The following is a 7434-nucleotide window of genomic DNA, read 5'->3' on the forward strand; positions in this document are numbered from 1 at the left end:
GCTCCCAACGCCATGATCGATCAAGCCCGCCAGACGGCCACGCTCGGCACCCTCGCCCAGGCACTGGGCAAGGAGGCCGTCGATACCAGCCCGCAGACCCTGGCCCGCTATGCTGCCCCGGGGATGGTACCGGCAGGCGTGGTGCTTCCGGCCGATGAAGCCCAGCTCGCCAGGGTGCTGGAAGCCGCGCGCACCAGCGGCGGTGTGGTCCAGACGGTCTGCAACGGCGCCTACGGACTTGAAAAAGCCGTACAGGACAAGGTGATCGTGCTTGACTTGCAGAAGATGAACAAGGTCCTCGAGGTCAATGACGAACTGGCCACCTGCCTGGTCGAACCGGGCGTCACCTTCCGCCAGCTCGATGCCCACATCAGGGAAAGAGGAATTAAGCTGTGGGTCGACTTTCCCGGCAATCCCGATGAAAGCGTGGCCGCCAGTTTCATCAACCGCCGCCCCGGATACACCCCCTATTCCGATCACTTCCTGATGCAGTGCGGGCTCGAGGTCATGCTGGCTGATGGCAAGATGGTGCGCACCGGCATGGGCGCCATGCCCAAGAGCACCTGCTGGCAGCTGTTCAAGTTCGGTTATGGTCCTTGGGTTGATGGCCTGTTCACCCAGTCGGATTTCGCGGTGGTGACCAAGGTGGGCATGTGGATGATGCCGCAGCCCCCGGCGCACCAGACCTTCATGGTTTCGGTCCCCAAGGAGGACGATCTGGGCGCATTGCTGGACGTGCTCGGGCCGCTCAAGCTCAACATGGTGGTGGCAAATGGCGTCGCGGTGGGCAATGCGCTCCACGAGGCGGCCCTGCTCGGCAAGCGCCGCGCTGATTTTGAGGGCCAGGGGCCGATGGCGGCAAGCGCGGTCAAGGCAGCCGGCGGGGCGCTCGGCTTGGGCTACTGGAACCTCTACGGCTCGCTCTATGGATTGCCCGGCAACGTCGCGATTCTGTGGGACATGGTCAAGGGTGCATTCTCGTCGATCAGCGGCGCACGGGTGATTACCGATGGCAAGGGCATCGATCCCAAGCTGTGGGCCTGGCGGATGGGCACGATGACCGGGGTGGTTGCCGATCCCCCGGCCAGGACAGCAGGCTGGAGCGGCGACATGGCGCTTACGGTCAACCCGGTCAGCCCTGTGGATGGCGAGGAAGCCGTCAAGCTTTATGAACTGTCGCGCGATATCTGTGCCAAGAACGGCTTCGACTTCGTTGGCGAAACCACCGCGATCTGGCGTTCGGCCAACCATCGCCAGGTGCTGTCCCATGCCGCCGGGAAGGGCGAGGATGCGGCACGGGCCAAGACTTGCGCCGAAGCCCTGATCGCCGCGCAGGCCGAGGCCGGCTTCGGCCAGATCCTGACCGACCCCGGGCTGGGGGCGGCGGTTGCCAAGACCTATGAAAAGGGTGGCCGCTCGGCCCTGCATGCGCGGGTCAAGCAGGCGCTCGATCCCAACTCGATCTTTGCCTCGGTCTGAGCCGATGCGTCGCCATGCCTGCGGAGGTACAATGAACAAGCTCCTCGTCCTTTCGCTCCTCGCCACTCTTGGCGCCTGTTCGTCCAAGCAAGGCGAAGTGGTCGCGGATGGCGCGGAGAATTATGAGCGTTACTGCGCAGGTTGCCACAACCCCGGCCCGGGCCACGGTGGCACCATGCTGCTGGCCGAAAAAGGTGCTCCGGTGCCTTCGCTCATCGGTCGCAAGGACTTAGATTACGATTACCTACATTCGGTCGTTCGCCAGGGCCTGATCGAAATGCCGCCGTTCCGCCCGACCGAATTGTCGGACACGGAAATCAAGCAGATCTACGATCACATCATGGCGCAGAAGCTTCCCCCCGCGAAGGCTCAACCCGCCAAAAACAAAACACCGTAAACTTAAATCAAAATGGGCGAGAAAGATTAACAGGGTTCCTATGGCTGAACTTGGTGCGACGCCAAAGGAGTATGCGGATAGCCAGTCGCCATAGTGAGGACGCACCTTGTGTTGGATAGTCGTCGTTATCTATGGCTACGACGCGCAATTTATCGCTTGATTGCACTGGTGTTCGGTTCCGCTTCGCTGCTCGACAAAAGCGCTTTTGGCCCAGTTTTCCTCGCTGGCCCGGTTGGCCTTATGCTCGGCAGGGTAGCCTTCGGGGGAATTTCAGCTCGCTACAACCGCATGCGGGTATTTGCGTGGATTGTTTCACTTTCGGGATTTGTCCAACTCACAAGGTTCGCGGTAACGCTTGAAGAACTCCTCGCCATTACTGCATCTGAACCGAATGATATCATATGACGAGTGGAATTTATGATCGAGATGGCACGGTTTGATTGGAGCGATCCCTTCAACTTTGACGATCAACTGACTGAAGAAGAACGAATGGTGCGTGATGCGGCTCATGGCTTCGCGCAAGGCGAACTTCAGCCCCGGGTCATCAATGCCTTCCGCGAAGAGCTGGATGCAGCAGAGTTGTTTCCACTCATGGGACAAGCCGGCTTGCTTGGAGCGACGATCCCACAGTCTTATGGCGGTGCTGGAGCTGGCTATGTCTCCTACGGTCTGATCGCGCGCGAGATTGAGCGCGTGGATTCGGGCTATCGGTCAATGGCATCGGTGCAAAGCTCGCTCGTCATGTATCCGATTTTTGCTTTCGGCTCGGAGGAACAGCGGTTTAAATATCTGCCTGGCCTAGCCGCAGGCTCGCTGATCGGCTGCTTCGGCCTGACAGAACCTGATGCGGGATCTGATCCTGCGGGCATGCGCACAATCGCGAAGAGGATTGATGGTGGCTATGTCCTTTCCGGCATCAAAACATGGATTTCGAATGCTCCTTTCGCCGACGTCTTTGTCGTCTGGGCAAAGAGCGAAGCACATGATGGGGCCATTTGCGGCTTCGTGCTTGAAAAGGGCCTGAAGGGGCTTTCCGCTCCCAAGATCAAGGGCAAGCTCAGCCTGCGCGCCTCGACCACCGGCATGATCGTGATGGATGAGGTTGAGGTTGACGAAGAAGCCTTGCTCCCCGGGGTCCAGGGTCTCAAGGGCCCCTTCGATTGCCTAAACCGCGCACGCTATGGGATCAGTTGGGGAGCGCTCGGCGCAGCAGAATATTGCATGCACGCAGCCCGCCAATATGGGCTTGATCGGCACCAGTTTGGAAAGCCGCTTGCCTCCAACCAACTCTATCAAAAGAAGCTCGCCGATATGCAAACAGACATTGCGCTAGGGTTGCAAGCCTCATTGCGTGTCGGCCGCCTAATGGATGAAGGCAGGTTCGCGCCGGAGATGGTCTCTCTCGTCAAGCGTAACAATGTCGGAAAATCGCTTGATATTGCGCGCCATGCCCGAGACATGCACGGCGGTAATGGCATCAGCGATGAATATCAAGTCATGCGGCACATGGTGAATCTGGAAACCGTCAACACCTATGAAGGCACGCACGATGTGCACGCGCTCATCCTTGGTCGAGCACTCACTGGCATTGCCGCATTCTAGGGCAGGCCACCTTTCTTCTTCAGTGTTGCGCTGCCTGGTCGCAGCAACAATCGTTGTGTCGAGTGAGCGGAAACGACGGAGCGTGGTGGCCGCCTCAATAGCTTCGCGGTAGTTTCAGGACATGCTCTGCGATGAATGACAATATGAGATTGGTCGAAACAGGTGCCACCTGATAAAGGCGGGCCTCTCGAAATTTCCGTTCGATGTCGTATTCCTCAGCAAAGCCATATCCGCCATATGTCTGGATGCAGGCGTTGCCCGCTTCGACTGCTACGTCCGCGGCAAGCATTTTTGCCATGTTCGCCTCGGGTCCATGTTCAAGCCCCGCTTCGTAAAGGCGCGCGGCCTCATGGACCATGAGCTCGGCAGCGCGCATATTTGCGTGGGCTCGCGCGATCGGGAAAGAGACGCCCTGATTCATGCCAATGGGGCGATCGAAAACCACCCGTTGATTGGCATAAGCAATGGATTTTCGGGTAAACCATTTTGCATCACCGACGCATTCGGCAGCAATAAGAACTCTTTCCGCATTCATGCCCGAAAGGATGCAATGAAAGCCCTTGCCTTCTTTGCCTAAGAGATTGGCGACCGGGATGCGCATCCTGTCGAAGAAAAGTTCCGTCGTGGCATGGTTCATCATGGTGCGGATAGGCCGGATCGTTAGCGAACCCGCGGTGCGAGCCTGATTCATATCGACGATGAATATGGAAAGACCGTCGGTTTTCTTCGTCACTTGATCGCGCGGCGAAGTCCGCGCTAGCAGCAGCATGAGATCGCTGTGTTCGGCGCGACTGGTCCAGATTTTCTGGCCGCTCACCACAAAATAGTCCCCATCGCGAACTGCCGTCGTCCTTAACGCAGTGGTATCGGAGCCGCTTCCCGGCTCGGTTACGCCGAAAGCCTGCAAGCGCAGTGCGCCGCTTGCGATCGCGGGAAGATAAAGGCGCTTTTGCTCATCCGATCCATGTCTGAGGATGATGGCCATGTTATACATCTGGGCATGGCATGCCGCTCCGTTGCAACCCATCGCTTGAATCGTCTCAAGGATGGCAACTGCAGCCGAAAGGCCCAGACCTGATCCGCCATATTCCTCGGGTATGAGCACCGAAAGATAGCCAGCGCTCGTCAACGCATCCACAAAGGAGGTCGGATATTCGCGATCAGCGTCGAGCTTGCGCCAATATTCACCCGGGAACTTTTCACACAGCCGGCGCACGCCGTCGCGGATTTCGTGAAAGTGTTGAGGTTCGAAAGGACTAAGAAACTGCATCGCCCTCATCCTGAGAGATTGTGAAAAACCCTTGATCTGCAACGATGACGTCGCGCTCGAGCACCGATGCCCGAAAAGCGCCATTATTCCAGATTTCGGTTCTGATGGTTTCACCAGGGAACACCGGCGCGGCGAAACGCAGTTGCACTGCGCGCAGGCGCTCGGCCTGGTAGCCAAGTCGCCCGCGGAGGATGGCGTGAACGATGATGCCCATCGTGCCCAAGCCGTGCAATATCGGCATCCTGTACCCGGCGCGCGCCGCGATTGCGGGATCGCTGTGCAGCGGGTTGAGATCTCCATTGAGACGATAGATCAGGGCCTGTTCGGGACCGGTCGTCAGGTCAATGACAAGACCGGCATTGCCTTCCGCCACGGGTACCGGCGAACTTCGCGGTGCTTCGCCTTCCCCTCCGAACCCGCCGCCGCCGCGAATGAAGATCGTACGTTCAAGACAGGCAAAGCAGGTGCCGCGATCATCGCGGATATTGGTTTCGGTGAATATCAACGCGGCCTTGCCCGCGCCTTTGTCGACAATGTGGGTGACGCGGGTTGTGCTTTCGACTTCGCCAGTTGCCGGAACCGGGCCAAGCAGTACCATGGATTGGCCGGCATGCAGGACGGAAACCGGATCTACACCGGAATCAGGGTGCCCCAGCCAGAACCCGGGACTCGCGAGAACGAGCGCCATGCCGGGCATGGCAACCGGTCCACGAAGGGGATCCACGAATGGCAGCTGCGCGAGGTCGGTAGGATCTCGCCCCATCCCGATCGATAAGGCGTAAAATGCAGCATCGCGTGGAGTGACGGTCTGACGAACCGCAGGAATACGAAAGTTGAGCAATTTTTGCGGATCGATTGTCACTTTCAATTTCCCTGGAAGGTGGTCAAAGGGTGGCGCTGGCAACCATGATCGGACGGCCATCGCGCGCATGGGCGACGAACTGAACACTATTGCCGTTCGCGCGAAGCGCCAAATGCAGTTCCTCGCCGCAGATCGCGGCAGACACCGCTCGGCAATCGAAGCACCGAAGCGCATTGTCGCCGAAGTGCTGCTGGGCGAGTTCCAGCAGCAGTGTCGCCGTCAACGGACCGTGAACGACGAGGCCGCGATACCCCTCGATTTCGCAGGTGTAGGCCCGATCATAATGAATCCGGTGACTGTTGAAGGTCAGCGCCGAAAATCGGAACAGCAAGGTTTCGGAGGGGACCAGCGCGCGGTGCGCAACCCATCGGGATCCGTCGAAGATCATGTCAGACGGCCTTGGCAGCTCTGCGGTGCCCAAAGGCATGGGATCCCGATAAACGATCGCTTGGGTTTCGCGAACGGAGAGTTCGCCTTCGCAGCGGGTTTCTTGTGCTATCTCGACGAAAACAAGCTTGCCGGTCGCCCCTTGCTTTTCGGCGATGGAATTGATCCGCGATCTGCGCTGCACCTTCTGACCGATGAGCAACGGCGAAAGAAATTCGATCTTGCTCGATGCCCACATCCGGCGCGACTGAGGAAGTGGTGGCATGAAGCTGCTTTCGCCGCCGCGCACCGGATGGCCATCCACGCTCAATGCCGCTGTTGGCGCGTCTGGCAGGCAAAGGCACCAATGATAGCCTTGCGGCACGCTGCCATCTGCCGGCGCAACGCGGTCGAAAGTCGCCAGCCACCGTCTTGCGGCAGCGAGTTCCAGATAGTCGTGACGCAATTCTTCACGACCGATCCAGCTTTGCCATTGTTCGTCTGGCTGGGTGGTCATAAATCATCTCCGGTCAGGCCGCGGGCAATCACCTGAGCCTGAATTTCCGCAGCGCCCTCGAAAATGTTGAGGATGCGCGCATCGCAAAGGATGCGACTGATCTCGTATTCAAGGGCATAACCATTGGCGCCGTGGATCTGCAGCGCAGCGTCGGCGTTCGACCAGGCGGCGCGAGCGGCAAGCAACTTTGCCATGCCGGCCTCAATATCGCAGCGCTTTTCCGAATCCCTGGCTCGCGCGGCAGCATAGCAGAGTTCACGCGCCATCACAAAATCGACAAGGCTCATCGCCAGCTTGTCCGACACGCGCGGAAACCCGACGATGGCCCTGCCGAATTGCTTGCGAACCAAGGCATAGTCGAGGCCCAGTTCGAGGGCCCGCCGCGCGACGCCGATAGCCCGCGCGGCGGTCTGGATGCGTGCGCCCTCGAAGGTACGCATGAGCTGCTTGAACCCTTTCCCCTCCTCGCCGCCCAGCAGGGCGTCTGCCGGCGCGGTCATGGCATCGAACTGCAGGGCATATTCGCGCATCCCGCGATAACCGGGGACCTCGATCTCGCTTCCGGTCATGCCAGGGGCTGGGAAACCGTCATCGCTCGTGCCCCGAGGCTTGGGCACCAGCAACATCGACAGCCCGGCGTAACCCCTGGCTTCAGGTAATGTTCGCACGAGCATCGTCATCAGATCTGATCGGCTGGCATGGGTAATCCAGTTTTTCGCCCCGTTGATGACCCAGTGATCGCCGTCGTGCCGTGCGCGGGTTTGAATGGAGCCAAGATCCGATCCGGTGTCGGGTTCGGTGAAGGCTGCTGACGGCAAAACCTCGCCGCTCGCGATCCTGGGCAGCCACCAGGCCTTTTGCGCTTCGGTGCCGTTCAAGCCGATCAGTTCGCCGGCGATTTCGGACCGCGTGCCAAGCGAACCCGCGCCAATCCAGCCGCG

At 59.4% G+C, this 7434-nt stretch carries 8 protein-coding genes; 4 read left to right on the plus strand and 4 right to left on the minus strand.

The genetic code is table 11. The annotated features are described in order from the left end of the window. Positions 1-12 precede the first annotated feature (12 nt). The 4 genes from NZK81_RS20335 to NZK81_RS20350 all read left to right on the plus strand — a co-directional run bounded on the left by NZK81_RS20335 (position 13) and on the right by NZK81_RS20350 (position 3478). Positions 13-1479: an FAD-binding oxidoreductase gene (locus tag NZK81_RS20335; protein WP_260047877.1), complete on the plus strand. Its 1467-nt coding sequence runs from the start codon at positions 13-15 to the stop codon at positions 1477-1479. Between the two features lie 31 nt (positions 1480-1510). Next, a complete protein-coding gene (locus NZK81_RS20340; protein WP_066762383.1) occupies positions 1511-1876 on the plus strand; it encodes a c-type cytochrome in 366 nt (121 codons plus the stop codon). 111 nt (positions 1877-1987) lie between these two features. Then, complete coding sequence (locus NZK81_RS20345; protein WP_156521653.1) at positions 1988-2281, plus strand: hypothetical protein; 294 nt, start codon at positions 1988-1990, stop codon at positions 2279-2281. Between the two features lie 12 nt (positions 2282-2293). After that, positions 2294-3478 carry an acyl-CoA dehydrogenase gene (locus tag NZK81_RS20350; protein WP_066762465.1) on the plus strand — a complete coding sequence of 395 codons (1185 nt, stop codon included), beginning with the start codon at positions 2294-2296 and terminating at the stop codon, positions 3476-3478. A 94-nt stretch (positions 3479-3572) separates the two neighbouring features. Here the strand turns inward: NZK81_RS20350 and NZK81_RS20355 are convergent, their stop codons facing one another. From NZK81_RS20355 to NZK81_RS20370, 4 genes are all read right to left on the minus strand, one after another. Next, positions 3573-4748, minus strand: coding sequence for an acyl-CoA dehydrogenase family protein (locus NZK81_RS20355; protein ID WP_031308881.1), 1176 nt, complete (start codon positions 4746-4748; stop codon positions 3573-3575). Beyond that, on the minus strand, positions 4735-5610 hold the full coding sequence (locus NZK81_RS20360; RefSeq protein ID WP_061939680.1) for a MaoC/PaaZ C-terminal domain-containing protein: 876 nt from the start codon (positions 5608-5610) through the stop codon (positions 4735-4737). Before NZK81_RS20360 ends, NZK81_RS20355 begins: the two co-directional genes overlap by 14 nt. A 22-nt stretch (positions 5611-5632) precedes the next feature. Next, positions 5633-6493, minus strand: a complete 861-nt coding sequence (locus NZK81_RS20365) for an HTD2 family dehydratase (protein WP_061939682.1) — start codon at positions 6491-6493, stop codon at positions 5633-5635. Continuing rightward, the coding region (locus tag NZK81_RS20370) for an acyl-CoA dehydrogenase family protein (protein ID WP_260047878.1) at positions 6490-7434 on the minus strand (945 nt) is incomplete at its 5' end. The genes NZK81_RS20365 and NZK81_RS20370, both read right to left, overlap by 4 nt.

The organism is Novosphingobium mangrovisedimenti (genome assembly GCF_025153475.1).
Lineage (GTDB): Bacteria > Pseudomonadota > Alphaproteobacteria > Sphingomonadales > Sphingomonadaceae > Novosphingobium > Novosphingobium mangrovi_A.

Coding starts and splice junctions, on each gene's coding strand:
- NZK81_RS20335 (WP_260047877.1), top strand. CDS start 13: ATGATCGATCAAGCCCGCCAGACGGCCACGCTCGGCACCCTCGCCCAG.
- NZK81_RS20350 (WP_066762465.1), top strand. CDS start 2,294: ATGATCGAGATGGCACGGTTTGATTGGAGCGATCCCTTCAACTTTGAC.
- NZK81_RS20340 (WP_066762383.1), top strand. CDS start 1,511: ATGAACAAGCTCCTCGTCCTTTCGCTCCTCGCCACTCTTGGCGCCTGT.
- NZK81_RS20365 (WP_061939682.1), bottom strand. CDS start 6,493: ATGACCACCCAGCCAGACGAACAATGGCAAAGCTGGATCGGTCGTGAA.
- NZK81_RS20355 (WP_031308881.1), bottom strand. CDS start 4,748: ATGCAGTTTCTTAGTCCTTTCGAACCTCAACACTTTCACGAAATCCGC.